The following is a 23,721-nucleotide window of genomic DNA, read 5'->3' on the forward strand; positions in this document are numbered from 1 at the left end:
TCGCCCCCGTGGTGTCCAATAGGTCCTGATGGGCGCTCTCGATGAATCTCTGACCAAGCTGGTCGGCGACCGCACCGCCAAGGTGCTGGCCGACAGCCTCAAGCTGCGCACGGTCGGCGACCTGCTGCACCACTACCCCCGGCGGTACGTGGAACGCGGCCAGCTCACCAGCCTGGACGAGCTGGAGGTGGACGAGCACGTCACCGTGCTGGCCCGGATCGAGAAGGTCACCCTGATCCCGTTCAAGGCCCGCAAGGGCGACCGCCTCGAAGTGGTGGTCACCGACGGGCGCGGGCGGCTCAGCCTGGTCTTCTTCAACCAGGGCTGGCGGCAGAAGGACCTCCGCACCGGCTCCCAGGGCCTGTTCGCCGGGAAGGTCGGCGTCTTCAACGGAAAGCGCCAACTCGCTTCCCCCGACTACCAGTTGATCGACGCCGAGGACGGCACCCCGGAGGCGGACAAGTTCGCCGGCCGGCTGATCCCGGTCTACCCCGCGAGCGCCCAGATGCCCAGCTGGAAGCTCTCGCTCTGCGTCGAGGTGGCCCTCGACAAGCACCTCGCCGACGTCGGCGAGCCGCTCCCCGCCGAGCTGCGCGGGAAGCACGAGCTGATCCCGCTCCCCGAGGCCCTGGAGCTGATCCACCGCCCGCGCAACCAGGCCGACAAGGAGCGTGCCCAGGACCGCCTGCGCTGGGACGAGGCGTTCGTCCTCCAGGTCGCGCTGGCCCAGCGCCGGGCCGCCGACTCCGCCCTGCCCGCCGTCGCCCGCAAGCCCGTACCGGACGGCCTGCTGGACGCCTTCGACGCCCGCCTCCCGTTCGAGCTGACGGACGGGCAGAAGACCGTCTCCGCCGAGATCTTCACCGACCTGGCCACCGAGCACCCGATGCACCGCCTGCTCCAGGGCGAGGTCGGCTCGGGCAAGACCCTGGTGGCGCTGCGGGCGATGCTGGCCGTGGTGGACGCGGGCGGGCAGGCGGTGCTGCTGGCGCCGACCGAGGTGCTCGCGCAGCAGCACCACCGGTCGATCGTCGAGATGATGGGTGACCTGGCCGAGGGCGGCATGCTGGGCGGCTCCGACCTGGGGACGAAGGTCGCGCTGCTGACCGGCTCGATGGGGACGGCCGCGCGCCGGCAGGCGATGCTCGACATGGCCTGCGGGGACGCCGGGATCGCGATCGGGACGCACGCGCTGATCGAGGACAAGGTGCAGTTCCAGGACCTCGGCCTGGTGGTGGTGGACGAGCAGCACCGGTTCGGCGTCGAGCAGCGGGACGCGCTGCGGGCCAAGGGCGAGCAGCCGCCGCACCTGCTGGTGATGACGGCCACCCCGATCCCGCGCACGGTCGCGATGACGGTCTTCGGCGACCTGGAGACCTCGGTGCTGGACCAGCTGCCGGCCGGGCGCTCGCCGATCTCCACCCACGTGGTGCCCGCCGTGGAGAAGCCCAACTTCCTGGCCCGGGCCTGGGAGCGGGTCCGCGAGGAGGTCGGCAAGGGCCACCAGGCGTACGTGGTCTGCCCCCGGATCGGCGACGAGCCGCCGGACGCGCCGGGGAAGAAGAAGCGCAAGGCGGCGGCGGACGACCCGGAGGACCTCGGTGCCGCCGGCGACGAGAAGCGCCCGCCGCTCTCGGTGGTGGACACCGCCGAGATGCTCACCAAGGGCCCGCTGGCCGGGCTGCGGGTGGAGATCCTGCACGGGCGGCTGACGCCGGAGGCCAAGGACGACGTGATGCGGCGGTTCGCGGCCGGGCAGGTGGACGTGCTGGTCGCCACCACGGTGATCGAGGTCGGCGTGAACGTCCCCAACTCGACCGCGATGGTGATCATGGACGCCGACCGGTTCGGCGTCTCCCAGCTGCACCAGCTGCGCGGCCGGGTCGGCCGCGGCTCGGCCCCCGGCCTCTGCCTGCTGGTCAGCGACATGCCCGCGGCCGGCGCGGCCCGGGCCCGGCTGGACGCGGTGGCCGGCACCCTGGACGGCTTCGAGCTGTCCCGGATCGACCTGGAGCAGCGCCGGGAGGGCGACGTGCTCGGCCAGGCCCAGTCCGGGGTGAAGTCCTCGCTCAAGGTGCTCTCGGTGCTGGACGACGAGGAGGTCATCGCGACCGCCCGCGAGGAGGCCGTCCGGCTGGTCGCCGAGGACCCGACGCTGGCCGCCCACCCGGAGCTGCGGACGGCCCTGGAGAGCCTGCTCGACGAGGACCGCGCGGAGTACCTGGAGAAGGGGTAATTCCCTTTCTCCCAAGGGCCGTTGGGCCACGGAATTGTCAGTGGCGGGGGAGAGAATGTAGTTGTTCGGGACGCACCCCCAAGGTGCGCTCCCGGCACGACACCTGGGGGTTCCGCCTTGGCTTTCCGTCATCTCAACGAGCTTCCGCTGGGCGACAAGGTCTTCCGGATCGAGCTGGCCAGCGAGGACGACCGTGAGGTCACCCTCACCCTGACCGGCTGGCGCGAGGGCGCCGCCGCCACCCCGCTGGCCACCGGCAAGCTCCGGCTGCCGGTGGAGGACGTGGCCAACCTGCGGATCGCGCTGAACCGCGCGCTGCGGGCGATGGCCATCGTCGCCGACGTCTCCGAACCCATCCCCGACCGCGACGTGCTGCGCGAGCTCTACCCCGGACACGGCGCCCCCTGGGTGCCCCAGCACGAGGAGGAGCTGACCCGCCGGTTCCACGACGCCGACACGGTGGCCCGGATCGCCGCCCGCTTCGGCCGGACGCCGGACTCCGTCCGCACCAAGCTGCGCGAGCTCGGCCACGACCCGCGCAAGCCCGAGTACTGCCCGCCCGACGGCTGCCTGTCCTGGTCCCGCTACGCCTCGCCGAGCATCGTGGGCGCGGTCGAGTAGGAAGCCCCGGAGCCAGTGGCGCGGGCGTTCACCGACGGCGGTCGGTGGGCGCCCGCGCCGCTGTGCGTGCGCCCGGCGGCCGACCAGCGGATAGCGTGTGTCGGGTGCATCCAGGCAGGTGCGCCCAGGCAGCTGTATCCAGGAAGGGACCGCACTTCTCATGACCCGCGTGATCGCCGGGGTGGCCGGTGGCCGCCGTCTCTCCGTGCTGCCCGGCCGGACCACCCGCCCGACCTCCGACAAGGCGCGGGAGGCGATGTTCTCCACGCTGGCCTCGCTGCGCGGCACCCTGCACGGAGCCCGGATGCTCGACCTGTTCGGCGGATCGGGAGCGGTCGGCCTGGAGGCGCTGTCCCGGGGCGCCGGGCACGTCCTGCTGGTCGAGGCCGACGCGGGCGCCGCGAAGGTGATCCGGGAGAACGTCAGGATCGTCGCCCTGCCGGGCGCCGAGGTGCGGGCCGACCGGGCCGAACGGGTGATCGCGGGACGGGCCCCGGAGACCCCGTACGACCTGGTCTTCCTGGACCCGCCGTACTCGGTCACCGACGACGAGGTACGGGAGATGCTGGTCACACTCCTGGCCGGGGGCTGGCTCACGGTGGACGCACTCGTCACGGTGGAACGCAGCACCAGGGGCGGCGAGTTCGGCTGGCCCGAGGGTTTCGAGGCCGAGCGCTCCCGGCGGTACGGCGAGGGCACCCTCTGGTACGGTCGCGCCGCCAACGGACCTGCCGAAGACTCGTAGCAGCCCACCCATCAGGCCCCACAAGGGAGTCCATGTCATGCGCCGCGCCGTCTGCCCGGGTTCCTTCGACCCGATCACCAACGGGCACCTCGACATCATCGAGCGTGCCTCCAAGCTGTACGACGTGGTCCATGTCGCGGTGGCGATCAACAAGAACAAGCAGGGCATGTTCACCGTCGAGGAGCGGATCGCGCTGATCGAGGAGACCACCTCCCAGTACGGCAACATCGTGGTCGAGTCGCACTACGGCCTGCTGGTGGACTTCTGCCGGGAGCGCGGCATCCCGGCGATCATCAAGGGCCTGCGGGCGGTCAGCGACTTCGACTACGAGCTGCAGATGGCCCAGATGAACCGCGGCCTGAGCGGCGTCGAGACGCTCTTCGTGCCGACCTCGCCGACCTACAGCTTCCTCTCCTCCACCCTGGTCAAGGAGGTCGCCTCGTACGGGGGCGACGTCTCGCACCTGCTGCCGGAGACGGTGAACCGCCGACTGGTCGAGCGGATCGCCGAGCGGGCGAAGCAGTAGCACCCGAACAAATCGGATCAGGGCTGGCGAAGCGTCACATAGCGTCCCCCGCCCGGCCGAGCGGCTGGCCTCGGGCGTTGTGAGCTCCCCCCGCTCTGGACGTACAGTCTGTACTCCTGCCCGGAGGCGCCACGCCGAAGGGCACTGCCTCCGCCGCAGCTCGGCGGCACACGGAAAGACAGAAGCCCCCGTGGACGTGCAGAACAGACTTGACGCGATCGTCACGGCGGTGGAGAACGCCCGCTCGATGCCCATGTCGGCGTCCTGCGTGGTGAACCGGGCCGAGCTGGTCGGCCTGCTCCAGCAGCTCCGTGAGGCGCTGCCCGCCGAACTCGCCCAGGCCCAGTCGGTGATGGCCGACCACGAGCAGGTGGTCGCGGATGCCCAGGCCCAGGCGGACCAGATCATCCAGGGTGCGCACAGCGAGCGCGGCTCGCTGATCTCCGACACCGAGGTGGTGCTGCGCGCCCAGGCCGAGGCCGACCGGATCCTCGGCGAGGCCAAGGCCGAGGTGCAGACCAAGCTGGCCGAGGCGGACGACTACGTCGACTCGAAGCTGGCCAACTTCGAGGTGGTGCTCACCAAGACGCTCGGCGCGGTCGGCCGCGGCCGGACCAAGCTGCGCGGCGACGCCAGCGTCTTCGAGCAGCCCTACGACGAGGACGCGACCGACGGCGAGGAGTTCCGCTCCCGGGTCAGCCCGAGCCCCGAGGTCGACGAGTACGTCGATGTGAAGCTCGCCACCCTGGAGACGGTGCTCAGCAAGACCCTGGAGGCGGTCGGCAAGGGCCGGGACAAGCTGCTCGGCAAGGCCTCGATCGACGAGCTGGGTGCCTACCTGGCCGCCGCCGACGAGGCCCAGCAGCTCAAGGACCGGGCCGAGGCGGTCGCGGCCGGCTTCTCGGACGGCGGCTTCGACCCGAGCGGTGGCGGCGGCTTCGACGCCAACGGCGAGGAGCAGCCCTGGTACCGGGCCGAGGTCCCGCAGCAGCAGAGCTGGCCCGAGCCCACCCCGGCGGCGGCCGGCTGGCAGGCCCCGGAGGCCGACCAGTACGCCGCCCCGCAGTACACCGAGGTCTACGGCGGCGGCTACGACCCGGCCGGCCAGCCACAGACCGACCCGTACGGCTACCCGCAGCAGCCGCAGCCCAGTTACGGCGGCCAGGGCTTCGACACCCAGGGCTTCGACGCGTACGGCTACCAGCAGCAGCAGCCGGTCTACCAGGAGCAGCAGCAGCCGCAGGAGCAGCAGGCGTACGACGCCTACGGTTACCCGCAGCAGACCGCCCAGGTGCCGCAGCAGGCCGCACTGGACGAGACCAGCTTCTTCGACACCAGCATGATCGACATGACCCGGCTGCGGGAGCTCGGCGGCCGGTGAGACCGGCCGAAGTTGGGCCAGGCCGGAGTGTCCGGTAGTCTGACCACTCCGGCCTGTTCGTTGCTGGGCTGTTCTGCTGCCTCGACGCAGCCGGATCGAACCAAATCCGCGCCATGCAGGGATGCGTGCCGCCTCCAGGAAGTCAGGACACCTTGAACCGCCTCGACCACCGCGACCCGCTCGTGTTCGACACGCATGAGCTCGGCCGTCGCCCGGGATCGTTGCGCAAGATCGTCCGGACCGTGGAGGCCCCGGAGGGCCTGGGCATCATCGATGTCATCGCCGTCCCGGTGAAGAGCGAGATCGAGATCGAGCTCCGGCAGGAGTCCGTGGTCGAGGGCGTGCTGGTGACCGGTCGCGCCCGGGCCGCGGTCGAGGGCGAGTGCGTACGCTGCCTGGAGCCGGTCGAGGACCGTCTCCGGGTCGAGTTCCAGGAGCTCTACTACTACCCGGAGTCCGACGAGCGCACCCGCGCCCGGACCACCGGGGCCGACGACCTCGACGAGGAGTCGGACGACGAGACTTACCGTCTGGAGGGCGATTTCTTCGACCTCCGGCCGGTGCTGCGTGACGCGGTGGTGCTCGCACTGCCGCTGCAGCCGGTGTGCCAGGAAGACTGCCTGGGCCTGTGCTCCGAATGCGGAGCGCGCCTGAGCGACGACCCGGACCACCACCACGATGCCGCCGACCCCCGGTGGGCGGCTCTGCAGGGACTCTCCGCCGCCCCCGGCGACGAGGGTGACGGAATCAAGAACAGCGACACCCGTGAGGGTGGAGCCGAGAACCAGGAGAAGTAGCCGTGGCTGTTCCGAAGCGGAAGATGTCGCGCAGCAACACGCGCCACCGTCGGTCCAACTGGAAGGCCGTTGTTCCGGCCCTGGTGGCGTGTGACCGCTGCCACGAGCCGAAGCTGGGTCACATCGCGTGCCCGAGCTGCGGCACGTACAACCGTCGCCAGGTCCTCTCGGTCTGATCGGCGGGGTGTAAGGGCGATGTCGGACAGTAACTCACCCCGCAAGTCGGCTCCTGCCAACGGGAGCAAGGCCGGCGGTCCGGCTTCGACCGAATACGACGTTCTGGAAGGGCGCCTCGGGTTCGTACTCGAGCGCGCCCTTCTGGTGCGTGCCCTGACGCACCGTAGCTTCGCCTACGAGAACGGCGGGCTGCCCACCAACGAGCGCCTGGAGTTCCTGGGCGACTCGGTGCTGGGCCTGGTCGTGACGGACACCCTCTACCGCCTCCACCCGGAGGTCGCCGAGGGAACGCTCGCCAAACTGCGTGCCGCGGTGGTCAATTCGCGCGCGCTGGCCGAGGTCGGCCGTGGGCTCGAACTCGGTACCTTCATCAGGCTCGGCAAGGGCGAGGAGGGGACCGGTGGCCGTGACAAGTCGTCGATCCTCGCCGACACCGTCGAGGCCGTGATCGGCGCCATCTACCTGGACCTGGGGCTGGACGCGGCGACGGACTTCGTCCACCGCCTGTTCGACCCGCTGATCGAGGAGTCCTCTCAGCTGGGCGCGGGCCTGGACTGGAAGACCAGCCTCCAGGAGCTCACCGCCTCGGTGGGCATCGGTGTGCCCGAGTATGTGGTGGCCGAATCCGGCCCCGACCACGAGAAGACCTTCAACGCCGCCGCCCGGGTGGCCGGCGAGGACTTCGGGCACGGCAGCGGCAGGTCGAAGAAGGAAGCCGAGCAGAAGGCCGCCGAGAGTGCCTGGCGGGCGATCCGCGCCAAGTACGCGGAACAACTCAACCCCACCAGCTGACACCAGAGTTGAGGCGGCAGGCGTGCCCGAACTCCCCGAGGTCGAGGTGGTCAGGCGTGGCCTGGCCCGCTGGGCCGCCGGCCGTACCGTGGCCGAGGCCCAGGTGCTGCACCCACGGTCGGTCCGGCGTCAGCCGGGCGGCGCGGACGAGTTCGCCGCCCGGCTGACCGGGACGACCCTGGGGGAGGCGCAGCGCCGCGGCAAGTACCTCTGGGTGCCGCTCGGCGGCGACCAGGCGCTGATCGGCCACCTCGGCATGAGCGGTCAGCTCCTGGTCCAGGACGCCGCGGTGCCGGACGAGACGCACCTCCGGGTCCGGCTCCGGTTCACCGACGGCGGGCGCGAACTGCGCTTCGTCGACCAGCGCACCTTCGGCGGCCTCGCGGTCGAGGAGGCCGAGCCGGGCGACCCCGAGTCGACCCCGCTCTCGATCGCCCACATCGCCCGCGACCCGCTCGACGCCCGCTTCGACGACGGCGCGTTCGTCGCCGCCCTGCGCGCCAAGCGGACCACCGTGAAGCGGGCCCTGCTCGACCAGACGCTGATCAGCGGGGTCGGCAACATCTACGCCGACGAGTCGCTCTGGCGCGCCAAGCTGCACTACGAGCGCCCCACCGCGACCCTGACCCGTCCCCAGGCCGCCACCCTGCTCGGCCACGCCCGCGACGTGATGAACGCCGCCCTCGCGGTCGGCGGCACCAGCTTCGACAGCCTCTACGTCAACGTGAACGGTGAGAGCGGCTACTTCTCCCGCGAACTCGACGCCTACGGCCGGGAGGGCGAGGCCTGCCGCCGCTGCGGCACCGCCGTTCGGCGCGAGCCGTGGATGAACCGCTCCAGCTACTTCTGCCCCCGCTGCCAGCGGCCCCCGCGGGGCTGAGCCTTTTGCAGGTGCTCCAGGTCTACGGCCCAGGGGCTCGGAGCTCTGCTGTTGTGCGGCTCCGCCGCATGGGCGACGCCGGCCCTTGCAAGGTGATCGTCGCGTAGATGGACAGGGAACTTTCGCAGTGACCCCGGCGCCAGATCTCCTCGCCCACGCGGCGGAGCCGCACATCAGCAGAGCCCCGAGCCCCTGGACCGTAGCCGGTTGAGCACCTGCCTAGGAGACCGAGGTGAGTTCCGATTCCTCGGAGAGGTCCTGTTCGCCCTGGCCGTAGTAGGCGACGCCGACCGCGCTGATGACGGCGAGGACGAAGCCGAAGGCGGCCAGCCAGCCGAGGCCGGCCCGGGAGGAGTCGCCGAGCCAGATGACGCCGACCGCGCCGGGGATGACGGTCTCGCCGACCACCAGGGCGGCGGTGGCTCCGTTCACCGAGCCGATCTGCAGCGCGATGGTGTGCAGGTACATCCCGCCGATCCCGCCGATCAGGATCGCGTACAGGGCCGGGTCGGAGACCAGCTTCCCGAGGTCGAAGGGCTCGATGCCGTTCAGGATCCGGACGCCGACCCCGAGCGCGCCGAAGCCGAGCCCGGAGAGCAGACCGGCCACGATCGCCCCGCTCGCCCCGAGGAGTCGGACGATCAGCGCACCGCCCCCGATGATCGCGATCGAGGCACCCAGCAGCCACCAGTGCACGGCCATCGCCGCGTGGTGCCCGCCCTCGGGCCCGGCTGCCACCGCGAGCAGGATCAGGGCGGCGCACAGGATCGCGATCGAGGCCCACTCGGGCCGCTTCAGCCGGATGCCGAGCAGCTTGATGCTGAGCACGGCGGTGACCACCAGGTTGGCGCTGATGATGGTCTGGGAGAGGAAGAGCGGGAGCAGCCGGGCGGCCAGTGCGCCGAGCCCGAAGCCGATCAGGTCGAGCACCGTGCCGAGGATGAACTCCCAGGTGACGGCGGCCTTGGCGGTGGAGGAGAGATTCGGGCCGCCGTGTTCGGTGACCCCGGCGGAGCGGCCGTTGGCGGCCGCCTCCTCGCGGGCGGAGCGGCGTGAGCCGACCGCCTGGAGTACCGAGCCGATGCCGTAGCAGGCGGATGCCGCGACGGCGGTGACGAGGCCCAGGATCACCGGGTGCTCCGATCTGGATGTGGCAGGCGTAGTGGATCAGGCACCACTATGCCCGCTCGGACCGGCACCGGAGTCAGCCACCAGGAGGACCGGGGGTCGTCCCGAAGGCGGGGGGAGGTGCCGACCGGAGGTATGGGGCCGAAGGCCACCGGTACGAGTAGCGTCGAAGCATGAGAACCACGCAGCTCAGCCGCTCGAAGGCGGCCGCCCTCCTGGCACTGGTGCTGGCCGCCCTGTTGCTGCTGCCCGCCACCGCCGCCTCGGCGGCGACCGGTGGGGTGGAGGAGGCGGCCCGGGTGCTGAAACAGGGTCAGGTCTACGTGGACCCGGCGATGACCGGGCGGTTCTCCACGGCCGACGCGGCGGCGCTGACCGAGCGGATCAGGGCGGCCGACAAGCCGGTCTTCGTCGCGGTGGTCCCGGCGGACGAGCAGTACCCGGCCCAGACGCTGGCCCGTGACCTGCGGACCAGGGTCGGGGTGACCGGCCTGTACGCGATCTGGCGAGGCGAGGAGTTCAAGGCATTCGCCGACCCGGCGGCGATCTCCACCGCGGCCGCGAACAACCTGGCCGGCGCGGCGCTGCGGGCCCACCCCGGTGACATCAACGGCACGTTGACCGACTTCGTCGGCCAGGCGGTCGGCCAGGTCAAGGGCAAGGGCGTGGCCGCCACCGACAGCGGCGGGGTCGGGGTGGCGGCGGTGGTGATCCCGGTGGCTCTGCTGGCGCTGGCCGGTACCGGCGTGTTCCTGCTGTTCCGGCGCTCGAAGCGGCGCAAGGAGGAACAGGCCAGGGCCGAACTGGAGCAGCTGCGGGTGGTGGTGGACGAGGACATCACCGCGTTCGGCGAGGAGCTGGACCGGCTGGACTTCGCGCCGGGCGACCCGGCGGCGGACGACGCCCAGCGGGCCGACTACGCGCACGCGCTGGACTGCTACGAGGGCGCCAAGCGCGCGATGGACGCGGCGACCGCCCCCGAGCAGGTCCGGCCGGTGGCCGAGGCGCTGGCCGACGGCCGGTTCGCGCTGGCCACCCTGACGGCCCGTCGGGAGGGGCGGTCGCTGCCGGACCGCCGTCCGCCGTGCTTCTTCGACCCCCGGCACGGCCCGTCCGCGAAGGACGCGGACTGGGCGCCCGCGGGTGCCGCCCGGCGTACCGTCCCGGTCTGCGCGGCGGACGCGGCCCGGCTGGCGGCGGGTCAGGAACCGGAGATCCGTACGGTGCAGACCGAGCACGGCCGGGAGCCGTACTGGAACGCGGGCCCGGCGTACAGCCCGTGGGCCGGCGGCTACTTCGGCGGCGGGATCCTGCCGGGGCTGCTGGTGGGCACCATGCTCGGCTCGATGGTGGCCTCGCCCGGCACCGCCTGGGCGGCCGGCGGAGAGGGCTACCAGGGCGGGGACGACTCCGGCGCCGACTTCAACCCGTCGGACTTCGGCGGCTTCGACGGTGGTGGCGGCGGTGACTTCGGAGGCGGAGGGGACTTCGGGGGCTTCTGAGGCGGGTGGTGTGAAGCCCCTTGCCTGCTGATCATCAAAGAGCTATCAGTACGATGATCAGCTAGAACAGCAGCAAGGGGCAGTTTCATGGGGGAACAAGGCTTCCGGGTCGAACCGGGCGCACTCAGGGCGTACGCGGCGCTGGTCGAGGCCCAGGCGGAGCGGATCGCGGAGATCCAGTCCCGGCTGGCCTCGGTGACGCTGAACTCGAACGACTTCGGCATGCTGCCGGACGCGCAGAACCTGTACGAGGCGTACGAGGAGCACGCGGAGGTGGAGCAGCAGAACTTCGCCGACCTGGGCGAGCTGCTGACCGACACCGCCGAGGGCCTGCAGCACTCGGCGGACAACTACGAGAGTCACGACACCGCGATCGCCTCGGTCTACGGGGGTGGCCGGTGATCCCCGGGACGGACGTCTCCTTCGGTGAGGCGGGCGCCGCGTACAAGTGGACCCGCGACTTCGTCAACACGCCCTTCGAGGCGCTGCCCAGCTTCACGAACCCGGTCTCCGAGGGTCTGGACGCCGGGCTGGACGAGTTCGTCAAGGGCGCGCTGGACTTCCTCGGGCTGATGGACATGCTGGAGGAGGTCACCGGCGAGCTGGAGACCCTCACCAACGCCGCGCAGGAGTGGCAGGCCCAGGCGAAGGCGATGCAGGAGGTCGCCAACGCGCTGCGCGAAGGCGGCGCGACGCTCGCCGGCCAGTGGGAGGGCCAGGCGTCCGACGCCTTCGGCGCCCACATGGGCACGGTGGTGGAGGCCATCGAGGGCACCGCCGCCGACATGAACGAGGTGGCCCAGATCATCAGCCAGGCCGCCGCGGCCTGCGAACTGGCCGAGAACCTCGTCATCGGCCTGATCCGCGAGGCGATCGAGGTCCTGATCGCCACCATGGCCGCGATGATCCTGGTCGACATCATCACGCTCGGCGCCGCCACCGTGGTCAACGCCCTGGTGGTCGAGGCGGAGGTGTCGGTCTACGTCATGCGGATCGCCTCGGTGTCGCGCAAGCTGGCCACGGCGCTGGGCAAGCTGATGGACGCGGTGCGCAAGATCCAGACCGCCGGGAAGTCCTTCAAGAACATCAAGGAGGGCCTCCAGGCGGCCAAGGCGGTCCGCAAGATCGGCGGCGCGGGGAACCGCTTCGGCACCGCGAAGGACCTGCTGACCAACCCGAACCTCGGCACCCTCGGCGAGTTCGCCACCGCGCGCGGGGTGAAGACCGTCTTCGGAGCGGTCAAGGGCGGCATCGCGACCGGCGTCGGGATCGGCATCGGCGCGGGTGACTTCGGCGGCGCCTTCACCGACGCGGCCAAGGACGATGCCGCAGTCGACGCCGCCACCGGTGCGCTGGACGGCGGCCAACACGCGAAGCCGTACCGGGTGCCGCAGACCCGGGTCGAGGAGGCCTTCGGATGAGCCAGTACGTCGAGCCGCGCCCGCTGGGCGGCGAGTCCTACCGCCCGCTGTTCGCCCCGCTGCTGCAGCCGGGCGAGCAGATCCACGCGGTGGCCGAACTCACGCTCAGCGACCTGATCCGCCGGGTCCCGCGCAAGTACCGTCCGGGGGCCGCGACCAGGGGGGCGATGGCCGCCTTCGGCGCGCTGTTCGAGCTGGTGGCGGTCATCGCGGAGCTCCTGTTCGAGGCGGTCTTCGGGTTCTTCCGGGTGATCCGCCGGATCACCCGGGGCCGGGGTCTGCAGGGCGGCTGGGGCAGCCAGGCCGGACAGTTCGTGATCGCGGTGCGGCACGGCTACGAGGGCGCGGCGCCGATGGACAACAACCGCGCGGTGCTGGCCTTCACCGACCGCCGCATCCTGTTCGCCGACCACCTGGTCGGCGTCGGCCTCAAGCCGCTCGGTGAACTGCCGTACGGACGGATCCGCCGGGTCGAGGACCGCACCGGCGGCGTCTCCGACCGGGTCGACCTGCACTTCGCGGACGGCTCGCTGGCCGCCCTCTCCCAGGGCACGGACGAGGCCCGGGCGCTGGTCGCACTGATCCGCTGAACCCGCGACGGCCCCGTCGCTGTGCATCGCCTAGGGTCGTGCCCATGCACAGCGACGATCCGGTCCGCTGCACCGCCTGGGTGCGCGGCAAGGTCCAGGAGGTCGGCTTCCGGTGGTGGACCAGGGCCCGGGCCCTGGAGATCGGACTGACCGGCTACGCGAGCAACCTCGGGGACGGCCGGGTGCAGGTGGTGGCGGAGGGCAGCCACGCCGACTGCGAGCACCTGCTGGCCCTGCTCCGCGGGCCCGGCACCCCGGGCGCCGTCACCGGGGTGACCGAGATCTGGACCGCGACCGGCGAGGGGTACGAGAGCTTCGCGATCCGCTGAAACCACCCGTACGCCTGAGGCCCCCGGCAAGTGACGGTGTCAGGCGGTTGCCTTCTGGGCAGACTCGTGGTTGACTCCGCAGCGAGCAGTGATCCATCTGAGGTCGGATGGACCCCCGCCCGGCCGCACGGCGTGTTGTTCCCCGCCATGCAGGTGACAGGGTCGCGGTAGCGTGCGGTGATCGTGTTGACCCGTACCGTCTTTGGTGAGACGCTGAAAGCCCGCGCACCAATATGCGTTCTCCCGGCAGGGTCATGCCGTCGTGAGCCCAGCTCACACGGCTCTCCCGTAGTGCCCAGCCAGCACTTCCGGCCCGCGGACGGGTGCGTGACTCCCCTTCCCCCTAGACCCATACCGCACAGGTTCGGTCACTCAGCGTGGAGGACCATTCATCATGGCAAAGGCGCTTCTCGGGTACGTCGGCGGCCCCGACCCGCGAATGCTTTCCGAGATGCGACGGCTTCAGCAGCGCGTCCAGGACCTGGAATCCGAGCTCATTCGGATGCAGGCCGAGAACGACGCACTCATCGCTGTCGCTGACGAGCACTCGCTGCTCAGCAGCATCGAGTTGGATCAGCGGGAGCCGGCACTCACCTGATCACGACCTGGTCTTCACTGATCGACGCTGCTGCGCACTGAGCTTCCCGTACGGGTCGCAGCTTTCGAGGGACGCCCGCGTGGCGTCCCTTCGTCGTGCGCGGAACCTTTTGCCAGGGAGAGTGCCCACCCCCGGCGTGGCCAAACCGTCGCCTGCCCGCTCGTCGTCCGCACTGCCGGATACAGTCGGCAAACGGAGGAAGAAGCCGAGGTGAGGAGAGCGGGCGCGTGCACCTGAAGAGTCTGACGCTGCGCGGGTTCAAGTCCTTCGCCTCCGCCACCACGCTGCGCTTCGAGCCCGGCATCACCTGTGTGGTCGGGCCGAACGGCTCCGGCAAGTCGAACGTGGTGGACGCGCTCAGCTGGGTGATGGGCGAGCAGGGGGCCAAGTCGCTGCGCGGCGGCAAGATGGAGGACGTCATCTTCGCCGGCACCAGCGGCCGCCAGCCGCTCGGCCGGGCCGAGGTCAGCCTCACCATCGACAACTCCGACGGCGCGCTGCCGATCGACTACGCCGAGGTGACCATCACCCGGACGATGTTCCGCAACGGTGGCAGCGAGTACGCGCTGAACGGCGACACCTGCCGGCTGCTCGACATCCAGGAGCTGCTCTCCGACTCCGGCATCGGCCGGGAGATGCACGTGATCGTCGGGCAGGGCCAGCTCGACTCCGTGCTGCACGCCGACCCGATGGGCCGCCGGGCCTTCATCGAGGAGGCGGCCGGGGTGCTCAAGCACCGCAAGCGCAAGGAGAAGGCGCTCCGGAAGCTGGACTCGATGGCCGCCAATCTCAACCGGGTGCAGGACCTGGTGGCCGAACTGCGCCGCCAGCTGGGCCCGTTGGGCCGGCAGGCGAAGATCGCCCGGCGGGCCGCCCGGATCCAGGCCGAGCTGCGGGACGCCCGGCTGCGGCTGCTCGCCGACGACCTGCTCACCCTGCGCAAGGCGGTCGAGGCGGAGATCGCGGACGAGCTGGCGCTCCGGCTCCGCCGCTCCACCGTCGAGCAGGAGCTGAGCCGGGCGCAGCAGCGCGAGGCGGTCCTGGAGGCCCAGGTCCAGCAGCTGGGGCCGCAGTTGGAGGAGGCCAGGCAGACCTGGTACCGGCTCTCCGCGCTGGCCGAGCGGACCAGGGGGACGGTCGGGCTGGCCGAGGCCCGGGTACGGCACGCGGCCGGCGGCGCGCAGGGCGAGGAGCGGCGCGGGCGGGACCCGGAGGAGCTGGAGCGGGAGGCCGAGCGGGTCCGGGAGGAGGAGGCCGCGCTGACCGAGGCGCTGGAGGAGGCGCGGTACGCGCTGGCCGAGGCGGTCGAGCGGCGGGGTGAGCTGGAGCGTGAACTGGCCGCCGAGGAAGGCCGGTTGAAGGTCGCGGCGCGGGCCATCGCGGACCGCAGGGAGGGCCTGGCCAGGATGCAGGGCCAGGTCGCCGCCGCCCGCTCCAAGGTGGCCGGGGCGCAGGCCGAGATCGGTCGGCTGGCCGAGGCCGGTGCGGAGGCGGTGCTGCGGGCCGAGGCGGCGCAGGCGGAGTTCGACGAGTTGCAGGCACAGGTGGACGAACAGGCCACCGGGGACGAGGAGTTGGACGCGGCGTACGAGCGGGCCCGGGCCGGGCTGGCCGGGGCGGAGTCCGGCGTCGGCGCGGTCCGGGACGCGCTCGGGTTGGCCGAGCGCGAGCGGGCCGGCCTGCTGGCCAGGCACGAGGCGCTCTCGCTCGGGCTGCGCCGCAAGGACGGCAGCGGGGCGCTGCTGGCGGCGGGGGAGCGGCTGCCCGGCCTGCTCGGCCCGGCCGCCGAACTGCTCGCGGTCGAGCCCGGGTACGAGACGGCGGTGGCGGCGGCGCTCGGTGCGGTGGCGGAGGCCGTCGCGGTGGACGGGCCGGCCGCGGCGGTGGCCGCGCTGCGGCTGCTGCGCGGTGAGGACGCCGGTCGGGCGGCGCTGTTGATCGGCGGGGCGCCCGCCGGGGCGGTCGGCGCTGAGCGGGACGGGGCGGCCGGGCTGGTGAGCGGGCCGGCCGAGCTGATGCCCGCGGTGGCCGCGCTGCTGGCCCGCACGGTGGTGGTGGACGGGCTGGACGAGGCGCGCCAACTGGTCCAGTCACGACCTGAGGTGACCGCTGTCACCCGGGACGGCGACGTGCTGGCCGCCGGGTACGCGCAGGGCGGGGCGGCCGGGGCGCCGAGCCTGCTGGAGACCCGGGCCGCGGTGGCCGAGACGGCCGGGCGGATCGAGCAGCTGGCCGAGCGGTGCGAGCGGCTGGCCGGCGAGCTGGCCTCGCTGACCGCCGGGAAGCGCGAACTGGCGACCGAGCTGGAGGAGTTGGCGGCCCGTCGGCGGGCCGCCGAGAAGGAGCGGGCCGGGGTCGCCGGGGCACTCGGCCGACTCGGCGGGCAGGCCAGGGCCGCGGCGGGGGAGGCCGAACGGCTGGCCACCTCGGTGCGGCGCGCCGAGGAGGGGCTGGCCCAGGCCCTGGCGGCGGCCGAGGAGTCGGCCGAACGCCTGGCGGCCGCCGAGGAGTCGGCCGACTCGGGTGAGGACGAGCCGGACGGCGCCCGCCGGGACGAGCTGGCCGGGGGCGCCGCCGAGGCCCGGCAGGCCGAGCTGGAGGCCAGGCTCGCGGTCCGCACCCACGAGGAGCGGGTCCGGGGCCTGACCGGTCGGGCCGACCAGCTGGACCGGGCGGCCCGGGCCGAGCGGGAGACCAGGGCCAGGGCGGCCGAGCGGCGCGAGCGGGCCCGGTACGAGGCCGCGGTGGCGGGCGCGGTGGCGGCCGGGGCACGGCAGCTGCTGGCCCGGCTGGAGGTCTCGCTGGCCCGGGCCGAGGCCGAGCGGGCCGAGGTGGAGCGGGCCAGGGCCGAGCGGGAGACCGAGCTGCGCAGCGGCCGCGAGCACGGCCGGGAACTCAAGGGGGAGTTGGACAAGCTGGTCGACGCGGGGCACCGGGACGAGGTGCTCCGGGCGGAGAAGCGGCTGCGGATCGAGCAGTTGGAGGCCAAGGCGCTGGAGGAGTTCGGCATCGAGGGCGAGGAGCTGCTGGCCGCGTACGGCCCGGCCCAGCCGGTGCCGCCGCAGCTGCCGGAGGAGGGGCAGGAGGCGGGCGAGCCGCGTCCGTACGTCCGGGCCGAGCAGGAGAAGCGGCTGCGGGCCGCCGAGCGGGCGTACCAGCAGCTGGGCAAGGTGAACCCGCTGGCGCTGGAGGAGTTCGCGGCGCTGGAGGAGCGGCACCAGTTCCTCGGCGAGCAGCTGGACGACCTGAAGCGGAGCCGGCGGGACCTGCTGGAGATCGTCAAGGACGTGGACGTCCGGGTGGAGCAGCTGTTCACCGCCGCGTACCACGACACGGCGGCGCAGTTCGAGGGCGTGTTCTCCCGGTTGTTCCCCGGTGGGGAGGGGCGCCTGGTGCTGACCGACCCTTCGAGCATGCTGACCACCGGGGTGGAGGTGGAGGCCAGGCCGCCGGGGAAGAAGGTGAAGCGGCTCTCGCTGCTCTCCGGCGGTGAGCGATCGCTGACGGCGGTGGCGCTGCTGGTGTCGATCTTCAAGGCCCGCCCCAGCCCGTTCTACGTGATGGACGAGGTGGAGGCGGCACTGGACGAGACCAACCTGCGGCGGCTGATCGCGATCATGGAGGAGCTGCGGGAGAGTTCGCAGCTGATCGTGATCACCCATCAGAAGCTCACCATGGAGTCGGCCGACGCGCTCTACGGCGTCACCATGAAGGGCGACGGGATCTCCCAGGTGATCAGCCAGCGGCTGCGCGAGGAGCACCGCGAGCGTCCGGTGCGTGCGGTGCCCCGGCAGCAGGAGGCCCCGGTCGGTGCGGAGCCCGGCCCGGAGTGAGCCCGCCGGGCGCCGTGGGCATGGGGCGAAATGGTGCAAATTCCAGCTGATACGTCATAAGGGACGAATGTCCCCGTTCTCGGGGACGGGTCTGTCGCGGATACTGGGTCCGTTATGGAATATCTGATCCTTGCCGTAGTCATCGCCGTGGTCGCCGTCGGTGCGATCGCTGGCCTCGTCGTCAGCGGCAGACGACGTAAGCAACTGCCTCCCAAGGCCGAGGCGCCCGTCATCACGCCCCCGCGCGAGCCCGGGGTCGGTGAGGAGTCGGCGGTCCCGACGCCCGAGCCGGTCAAGACCGTCGAGGAGGTGACGCTCCCGCCGGAGGCACCCGCTGCACCCGCCCTCGACGTACCGGAGCCCACCGCCGGCCGACTGGTCAGGCTGCGCGGCCGACTGTCCCGCTCGCAGAACTCGCTCGGCAAGGGGCTGCTCACGCTGCTCTCGCGCGAGCGGCTGGACGAGGACACCTGGGAGGAGATCGAGGAGATCCTGCTCACCGCCGACGTCGGCGTGGCGCCCACCCAGGAGCTGGTGGACAACCTGCGGACCCGGGTCAAGGTGCTCGGCACCCGTACGCCCGACCAGCTGCGGTCCCTGCTGCACGAGGAACTGGTCGGCCTGATCGAGACCGGGGCGGACCGTTCGCTGCGGACCGCCAAGCACGAGGACGGCCGTCCGGCCGTGGTGCTGGTGGTCGGTGTGAACGGCGTGGGCAAGACCACCACCTCGGGCAAGCTCGGCCGGGTGCTGGTCGCGGACGGACGCAAGGTGGTGCTCGGCGCGGCCGACACCTTCCGCGCGGCGGCCGCCGACCAGCTGCAGACCTGGGGCGAGCGGGTCGGCGCCCGGACCGTCCGCGGGCCCGAGGGCGGTGACCCCGCCTCGGTCGCGTTCGACGCGGTCAAGGAGGGCATCGCCGAGGGCGCGGACACCGTGCTGGTCGACACCGCGGGCCGGCTGCACACCAAGACCGGTCTGATGGACGAGCTCGGCAAGGTCAAGCGGGTGGTCGAGAAGCACGGTCCGGTGGACGAGGTGCTGCTGGTGCTGGATGCCACCACCGGTCAGAACGGGCTGGTGCAGGCGCGGGTGTTCGCCGAGGTGGTGGACATCACCGGGATCGTGCTCACCAAGCTGGACGGGACCGCGAAGGGCGGGATCGTGATCGCGGTGCAGCGGGAGCTGGGCGTGCCGGTCAAGTTGATCGGGCTCGGCGAAGGTGCGGACGACCTGGCGCCGTTCGAGGCGGCGGCGTTCGTGGACGCGCTCATCGGCGAGTAACGCCGGGCCTCGCTTTTGGCAGGCGCTCCACTGCTACGGCCCAGGGGCTCGGGGAACTGCGAGGAGGTCCGGCGTGCGGGCAGCTGCGAAAGTGCCTGACCACCTACGCACGCGTGACCTTTTCCGAGGTCGGCGTCGCCCACGCGGCGGAGCCGCACATCAGCAGAGTCCCGAGCCCCTGACCGTAGATGCCGGAGCGCCTGCCCAAAAGGATGATTCAGGCCGTCCAGGCCGGTTCGGCGGTGCGTTCGCGGGTGCGGTGGCAGGCGTAGGCGATGGTGCCGAGGAGGAGGCGGGCCTCGGGGGGGCAGGCGGCGCTGTCGCGACAGGGGCGGCGGAGCCAGCGGGTGGGGCCGAGGGGGCCGAGGGTGGTGGGCGGGGCGGCCACGTAGTCGCCCTCGCCGTGGCAGGCCAGGTCGAGGGTGGTGTCGTCCCAGCCCATCCGGTACAGGAGTTCGGGCAGCCGCTGGGCGGCGCCGGGGGCGACGAAGAAGAGCAGCCGGCCGGTCGGCAGGCCGAGCACGGGGCCGACCTGGGTGCCCATCCGTTCCAGTCGGACCAGGGCCTGCAGGCCGGGCTGGGCCGGGACGTCCAGGACGTCGAACGCGCGGCCGGTCGGCAGCAGCAGGGCGGTCTCACCGCCGCGCAGCCGGTTCAGGTCGGCGGCGCCCGCGCCGGTGGCCGGGTCGACGGTGTGGGCGGGGCCGAGCCCCTGGTGCAGGCCGGGTGCGGCGCAGTGGGCGGCCTGGCAGGTGCACCGGCCGTCGGCGCGGGTGGTGCCGGTGCCGACGGTCACCGCCCAGCCCCAGCGGCCGGTGTACTCCGCGGCCGCCTCGAACGCGGTGCCGCGCAGCCGGCGGCGGGAGCCGAAGCGCAGCTCGCCGAAGAGGTTGTCCATGCCTCCCCCAACAGGTTCGGATTGCCGGTGGTTACGGGAATGTGACGGTCCGTCGATTGTCCGGCGTGAAGTGGGTCGCGCGTCGGCGGCGCGCAGCAGCCGAAGTGCTCCGATTCGCGCGGTGCGGGCCAGGAGGCTCCTTGCGTCGGTGTCGCGGATACCGGACCGTCGGTGCTGCACGGGAGTTCCCTTCCTGGCCAACCGGCCTGTCGGGCCGTCAAGATCCCTGCGTCATGGGTGAGTTGGGCCACTGCTTCGTCGACTACCAGTGAAGCGCGCGGTGCCCTTGCGTAGTTCACTCGTGGGGGTGGCGAAAGGTGGCGATTCTCGGGTGACGCTCCCCCGGATGGCGGTTGTCGCGTTACGTTCAGCACACGGAACGCAGCGGACCGTCCACATCGGGCGGGTATGAGGCGGTCAAGAGCGGGCGAGACGAGCGGGGCCTCTGTGCGGGGGCCGGGCGGGATGGGGACGTTCCCATGGCAGAGAAGCAACCGAACGAGAAGCTGACCTCGTGGTTCGGCCGGAGCGGCTGGTCCAAGGGTGAGTTGGCCCGTCAGGTGAACCGCCGGGCCCGGCAGATCGGGGCGCACCACGTCAGCACCGACACCTCCCGGGTGCGCCGCTGGCTGGACGGTGAGCAGCCCAGGGAGCCGATTCCGAAGATCATGTCCCAGCTGTTCTCCGAGCGGTTCGGCTCGGTGGTCTCGATCGAGGACCTCGGGCTGCGCACCGCCGTCCCGGTGAGCACCGTGGAGAGCGGCGTCGACCTGCCGTGGAGCGCGCCGCAGACGGTCCAGCTGATCAGCGAGTACTCGCGCAGCGACCTGATGCTCAACCGCCGGGGTTTCCTGGGCACTTCGCTGGCGCTGACGGCGGGCACCGCGCTGATCGAGCCGATGCAGCGCTGGCTGGCCCCGAACCAGGCCGGCACCCCGACCCCGATCCTGGCGGCGGCCGGCGGCGGCGAGCAGTTCAGCGGGCGGCTCTCCGAGCCCGAGCTCCAACTGCTGGAGCAGACCACGGTGATGTTCCGCCAGTGGGACGCGCAGAACGGCGGTGGCCTGCGCCGCAAGGCCGTGGTCGGCCAGCTGCACGAGGTCACCGACCTGCTGCAGGAGAGTTACCCCGAGCAGACCACCAAGCGGCTGTTCCGGCTCACCGCCGAACTCGCCCACCTGGCGGGCTGGATGTCGTACGACGTCGGCATGCACCCGAGCGCGCAGAAGTACTACGTGCTGGCGCTGCACGCGGCCAAGGAGGCGGGGGACCGGCCGTTCGGCGCGCAGATCCTGACCGACATGAGCCGCCAGATGATCCACCTGAACCGGGGCGAGGACGCCCTGGAGCTGATCCACCTGGCCCAGTACGGCAGCCGGGACAGCGCCAGCCCGCGCCAGCAGTCGCTGCTGTTCGCGATGGAGGCCCGGGCCTACTCCACCATCGGCGAGGTCAACCGCTGCGCCCGGGCGGCCCGGCTGGCCGAGGACACCTTCAGCGACTGCGGCCGGGGCGACAACGACCCGGACTGGCTGAAGTTCTTCTCGCTGGCCGAGCTGAACGCGGAGAACGCCCACTCCTACCGGGACTTGGCGTACCACACCACCCGCAGCCCGCTGTACGCCTCGATGTCCGCGCCGGTGATGGAGCGCGCGGTGGACCTGTTCCGGGAGGACCCGGACCACGTCCGCAGCTACGCCTTCAACCTGATCGGCATGTCCAGCGTGCACCTGCTGCAGAACGAGCCGGAGCAGGCCGTGGTGATGGCCAAGAAGGCCGTGGACATCGCCACCCGGGTCCGCTCCGAGCGGCTGAACACCCGGATCAGGAAGACCTCCGCCGCCGCCACTCGGAACTTCAAGGACGTCGCCGAGGTGGGCCAGCTGGCCGACCTGGTGGTGCAGGACATCCCGGAGTTCGTCCCGACCGGCTGACCGCCGGGCCGGCCCCGGCACCGTCCGGTTCCGGCCAACTCCGCCCCCGTACCCCGGCCGTGGGGCCACCACAGGTTCGCACGCGATTGGGCTCCCCCGGCCCCGCAGCCCCGGTGGCCCCACGGCCGGTGACCGTCCGGGCCCCGGCGTCCGACGGGGCCGTACGGTAACCCAGTTCTGTCATGGCACGGCCGGAGTTCATCTCCTCGTAACGCTGCCGTCCGCCCCGTCACGGCTGCGAAACACCTGGCCGCATCGGCCGAAATCAGCCTTCGACACTCTCCTCTTCATCGCCGACACCCCGGGTGGCACGGGACAGGGATCCTGCGGGTGGAGCGGCATTCATTCACGAGGAGACGCCGATGCCGGACGGCTTCAGCGCGGGCGATACCGCCTTTGTATTCATCTGTGCGGCCCTGGTCATGGTGATGACGCCTGGCCTGGCCTTCTTCTACGGCGGAATGGTCAGGGTCAAGAGCACGCTCAACATGCTGGCCATGAGCTTCATCTCGCTCGCGATCGTCAGCGTGCTCTGGGTGCTCTACGGCTACTCGCTCGCCTTCGGCCCCGACGCGGGTGCCGGTCTGATCGGCAACCTCGACTACCTGGGCATGCACGGCATCGGCCTGAACGACATCACCGGCACCATCCCGGTCACCGCGTTCTCCGCCTTCCAGCTGATGTTCGCCATCATCACCCCGGCGCTGATCAGCGGTGCGGTCGCGGACCGGGCCAAGTTCGCCGCCTGGGGCCTGTTCATCGCGCTCTGGGTGACGGTGGTCTACTTCCCGGTCGCGCACTGGGTGTTCTTCTTCGACGGCGGCAACGGTGGCTGGCTCGGGGACCGGAACGGCGTGATCGACTTCGCCGGCGGTACCGCGGTGCACATCAACGCCGGTGCGGCGGGCCTGGCGCTCTGCCTGGTGCTCGGCAAGCGGATCGGCTTCAAGAGGGACCCGATGCGTCCGCACAGCCTCCCGCTGGTGATGCTCGGCTCCGGCCTGCTCTGGTTCGGCTGGTTCGGCTTCAACGCCGGCTCGGCGCTGGCCGCCAACGGGGTCGCGGGGATGGCCTTCATCAACACCCAGGTGGCCACCGCCGCCGCGGTGCTCGGCTGGCTCGCCTACGAGAAGATCAGGCACGGCGCGTTCACCACGCTGGGCGCCGCCTCCGGCGCGGTCGCCGGTCTGGTCGCGATCACCCCGGCCTGCGGTTCGGTCAGCCCGCTCGGCGCCATCGCGATCGGCCTGATCGCCGGTGCGGCCTGCGCCGCGGCGATCAGCCTGAAGTACCGCTGGGGCTTCGACGACTCGCTCGACGTGGTCGGCGTGCACCTGGTCGGCGGGGTGATCGGCTCGCTGCTGATCGGCCTGTTCGCCACCGGCAAGGTCGGCCAGACCGCGCAGGGCCTGTTCTACGGCGGCGGGGTCGGGCAGCTCGGCAAGCAGGCGCTGGGTGTCGCCGTGGTCGGCGTCTACTCCTTCGTCCTGTCCTGGCTGCTGGGCCAGGCGATCGACAAGACGATCGGCTTCCGGGTCTCCGAGGACGTCGAGGTGGCCGGCATCGACCAGGCCGAACACGCCGAGTCCGCCTACGACTTCAGCGCCGTCGGGGCCAGCCTGGGCCGCGCCTCGGTCGCCGCTCCCGCCGCCGTCGGCACCGCCGTCACCGCTGAGAAGAAGGCCGAGGTCGACGCCTGATGAAGCTCATCACCGCAGTCATCAAGCCGCACCGTCTGGACGAGGTCAAGAACGCACTGCAGGCGCACGGGGTGCACGGACTGACCGTCACCGAGGCCAGCGGCTACGGCCGGCAGCGCGGTCACACCGAGGTCTACCGGGGCGCGGAGTACACCGTCGACCTGGTGCCCAAGGTCCGGATCGAGGTCCTGGTCGAGGACGAGGCGGCCGACGAGGTCATCGAGGTCCTGGTGAAGGCCGCCCGCACCGGCAAGATCGGTGACGGCAAGGTCTGGAGCGTCCCGGTCGACACCGCCGTCCGGGTGCGGACCGGCGAGCGCGGCCCGGACGCGATCTAGCATTCGAACCG

The 23,721-nt window shown here is 71.8% G+C and carries 22 protein-coding genes; 20 read left to right on the plus strand and 2 right to left on the minus strand.

Annotation, left to right across the window (positions count from 1 at the left end; translation table 11 throughout):
* Positions 1-28 precede the first annotated feature (28 nt).
* From recG to mutM, 9 genes are all read left to right on the plus strand, one after another.
* A complete protein-coding gene (gene recG, locus OHV05_RS22965; protein WP_405019321.1) occupies positions 29-2,236 on the plus strand; it encodes an ATP-dependent DNA helicase RecG in 2,208 nt (735 codons plus the stop codon).
* A 117-nt stretch (positions 2,237-2,353) separates the two neighbouring features.
* Positions 2,354-2,857: a hypothetical protein gene (locus OHV05_RS22970; protein ID WP_403042042.1), complete on the plus strand. Its 504-nt coding sequence runs from the start codon at positions 2,354-2,356 to the stop codon at positions 2,855-2,857.
* Positions 2,858-3,017: 160 nt separating this feature from the next.
* On the plus strand, positions 3,018-3,602 hold the full coding sequence (rsmD, locus tag OHV05_RS22975) for a 16S rRNA (guanine(966)-N(2))-methyltransferase RsmD (RefSeq protein ID WP_405019322.1): 585 nt from the start codon (positions 3,018-3,020) through the stop codon (positions 3,600-3,602).
* A gap of 37 nt (positions 3,603-3,639) precedes the next feature.
* Entirely contained in the window at positions 3,640-4,128 is a 489-nt protein-coding gene (coaD, locus tag OHV05_RS22980) for a pantetheine-phosphate adenylyltransferase (protein WP_405019323.1), read from the plus strand.
* A 196-nt stretch (positions 4,129-4,324) separates the two neighbouring features.
* Complete coding sequence (locus OHV05_RS22985; RefSeq protein WP_405019324.1) at positions 4,325-5,509, plus strand: cell division initiation protein; 1,185 nt, start codon at positions 4,325-4,327, stop codon at positions 5,507-5,509.
* A 113-nt stretch (positions 5,510-5,622) separates the two neighbouring features.
* A complete protein-coding gene (locus OHV05_RS22990) occupies positions 5,623-6,306 on the plus strand; it encodes a YceD family protein (protein ID WP_403042033.1) in 684 nt (227 codons plus the stop codon).
* A 2-nt stretch (positions 6,307-6,308) separates the two neighbouring features.
* Positions 6,309-6,482 (plus strand): 50S ribosomal protein L32, encoded by a 174-nt coding sequence (gene rpmF / locus OHV05_RS22995; RefSeq protein WP_030056747.1) that lies wholly within the window; start codon positions 6,309-6,311, stop codon positions 6,480-6,482.
* Between the two features lie 19 nt (positions 6,483-6,501).
* Entirely contained in the window at positions 6,502-7,275 is a 774-nt protein-coding gene (rnc, locus tag OHV05_RS23000) for a ribonuclease III (protein ID WP_405019325.1), read from the plus strand.
* 22 nt (positions 7,276-7,297) lie between these two features.
* Positions 7,298-8,155 carry a bifunctional DNA-formamidopyrimidine glycosylase/DNA-(apurinic or apyrimidinic site) lyase gene (gene mutM, locus OHV05_RS23005; protein ID WP_405019326.1) on the plus strand — a complete coding sequence of 286 codons (858 nt, stop codon included), beginning with the start codon at positions 7,298-7,300 and terminating at the stop codon, positions 8,153-8,155.
* Positions 8,156-8,374: 219 nt separating this feature from the next.
* Here the strand turns inward: mutM and OHV05_RS23010 are convergent, their stop codons facing one another.
* Positions 8,375-9,286 carry a hypothetical protein gene (locus OHV05_RS23010; RefSeq protein WP_405019327.1) on the minus strand — a complete coding sequence of 304 codons (912 nt, stop codon included), beginning with the start codon at positions 9,284-9,286 and terminating at the stop codon, positions 8,375-8,377.
* Positions 9,287-9,456: 170 nt separating this feature from the next.
* Here OHV05_RS23010 and OHV05_RS23015 point away from each other — a divergent pair, with 170 nt between their 5' ends.
* The 8 genes from OHV05_RS23015 (at position 9,457) to ftsY (ending at position 18,840) form a co-directional block, all read left to right on the plus strand.
* On the plus strand, positions 9,457-10,785 hold the full coding sequence (locus OHV05_RS23015; RefSeq protein WP_405019328.1) for a hypothetical protein: 1,329 nt from the start codon (positions 9,457-9,459) through the stop codon (positions 10,783-10,785).
* An 87-nt stretch (positions 10,786-10,872) separates the two neighbouring features.
* Positions 10,873-11,187, plus strand: coding sequence for a WXG100 family type VII secretion target (locus tag OHV05_RS23020; protein WP_405019329.1), 315 nt, complete (start codon positions 10,873-10,875; stop codon positions 11,185-11,187).
* Positions 11,184-12,206 carry a WXG100 family type VII secretion target gene (locus OHV05_RS23025; RefSeq protein ID WP_405019330.1) on the plus strand — a complete coding sequence of 341 codons (1,023 nt, stop codon included), beginning with the start codon at positions 11,184-11,186 and terminating at the stop codon, positions 12,204-12,206. Before OHV05_RS23020 ends, OHV05_RS23025 begins: the two co-directional genes overlap by 4 nt.
* On the plus strand, positions 12,203-12,796 hold the full coding sequence (locus tag OHV05_RS23030; RefSeq protein ID WP_405019331.1) for a hypothetical protein: 594 nt from the start codon (positions 12,203-12,205) through the stop codon (positions 12,794-12,796). Before OHV05_RS23025 ends, OHV05_RS23030 begins: the two co-directional genes overlap by 4 nt.
* Before the next feature lie 44 nt (positions 12,797-12,840).
* Positions 12,841-13,125, plus strand: a complete 285-nt coding sequence (locus OHV05_RS23035; protein WP_405019332.1) for an acylphosphatase — start codon at positions 12,841-12,843, stop codon at positions 13,123-13,125.
* A 394-nt stretch (positions 13,126-13,519) separates the two neighbouring features.
* A complete protein-coding gene (locus OHV05_RS23040; protein WP_057232290.1) occupies positions 13,520-13,723 on the plus strand; it encodes a hypothetical protein in 204 nt (67 codons plus the stop codon).
* Positions 13,724-13,950: 227 nt separating this feature from the next.
* Entirely contained in the window at positions 13,951-17,556 is a 3,606-nt protein-coding gene (gene smc / locus OHV05_RS23045; RefSeq protein ID WP_405019333.1) for a chromosome segregation protein SMC, read from the plus strand.
* Between the two features lie 114 nt (positions 17,557-17,670).
* Positions 17,671-18,840: a signal recognition particle-docking protein FtsY gene (ftsY, locus tag OHV05_RS23050; RefSeq protein WP_405019334.1), complete on the plus strand. Its 1,170-nt coding sequence runs from the start codon at positions 17,671-17,673 to the stop codon at positions 18,838-18,840.
* Positions 18,841-19,057: 217 nt separating this feature from the next.
* On the opposite strand, the gene OHV05_RS23055 is transcribed toward ftsY, so the two are convergent.
* Positions 19,058-19,738: a bifunctional DNA primase/polymerase gene (locus tag OHV05_RS23055; protein WP_405019335.1), complete on the minus strand. Its 681-nt coding sequence runs from the start codon at positions 19,736-19,738 to the stop codon at positions 19,058-19,060.
* Positions 19,739-20,217: 479 nt separating this feature from the next.
* Here OHV05_RS23055 and OHV05_RS23060 point away from each other — a divergent pair, with 479 nt between their 5' ends.
* The 3 genes from OHV05_RS23060 to OHV05_RS23070 all read left to right on the plus strand — a co-directional run bounded on the left by OHV05_RS23060 (position 20,218) and on the right by OHV05_RS23070 (position 23,710).
* Positions 20,218-21,672, plus strand: a complete 1,455-nt coding sequence (locus OHV05_RS23060) for a hypothetical protein (protein ID WP_405019336.1) — start codon at positions 20,218-20,220, stop codon at positions 21,670-21,672.
* A 362-nt stretch (positions 21,673-22,034) separates the two neighbouring features.
* Positions 22,035-23,372 carry an ammonium transporter gene (locus OHV05_RS23065; protein ID WP_405019337.1) on the plus strand — a complete coding sequence of 446 codons (1,338 nt, stop codon included), beginning with the start codon at positions 22,035-22,037 and terminating at the stop codon, positions 23,370-23,372.
* Positions 23,372-23,710 carry a P-II family nitrogen regulator gene (locus tag OHV05_RS23070; RefSeq protein ID WP_403041999.1) on the plus strand — a complete coding sequence of 113 codons (339 nt, stop codon included), beginning with the start codon at positions 23,372-23,374 and terminating at the stop codon, positions 23,708-23,710. Before OHV05_RS23065 ends, OHV05_RS23070 begins: the two co-directional genes overlap by 1 nt.
* Positions 23,711-23,721 lie beyond the last annotated feature (11 nt).

Origin of the sequence: Kitasatospora sp. NBC_00070 (assembly GCF_045041205.1) — a bacterium.
GTDB lineage: Bacteria > Actinomycetota > Actinomycetes > Streptomycetales > Streptomycetaceae > Kitasatospora.